This window comes from Runella sp. MFBS21, from assembly GCF_029433105.1.
GTDB lineage: Bacteria > Bacteroidota > Bacteroidia > Cytophagales > Spirosomataceae > Runella.
Genome location: NZ_JARNTW010000069.1, coordinates 1 through 541 on the forward strand (window position 1 = coordinate 1; position 541 = coordinate 541).

Genomic DNA, 541 nt, shown 5'->3' on the forward strand with positions numbered 1-541 from the left:
ATGAAAAAACTCACGCTCACAGTGGCAGGGCTTCTTTTTACCATGGCAGCCTTCTCACAAAACGTATTCAACAACAATCAGACTACTACCAATGGTGGTGCCAACAATGTTAGCCCTTTGACTCAAGGATTCTCTGGAACCGGTAGTAGTACCGTAAACCTTACTCAAAACGCCGACGGTGCTGGTTCTATCAATAACTTTGGCATCATTCAAGATAGCCAAGATTATGCCAATGACGCTACTGTTACTCAAACTGCCACAGCAGCTGGGGTTAACAATGCCATGATTGAACAACAAATTGATGATTATGGCACCAATGAGGCTACTGTTACACAAACTGCTTCGGGAGCTGGTAGTGAAAATACTGCCAACATCGACCAAAATTACAACACTTCTACTGATGATTCAGAAGCATCAATCACCCAAAATGCCACGGGTGCGGGGGTCAATTACGCTGAAATCGATCAAGATGATGATTATAACAGTGCGACTGTTACCCAAACTGCTAGCGCAGGTGACAACAATGCCTACATCTATCAAT

The 541-nt window shown here is 43.8% G+C and carries 1 protein-coding gene; it reads left to right on the forward strand.

What is annotated here, in order from left to right:
* The coding region (locus P1X15_RS32490) for a hypothetical protein (RefSeq protein WP_277342265.1) at positions 1-541 on the forward strand (541 nt) is incomplete at both ends.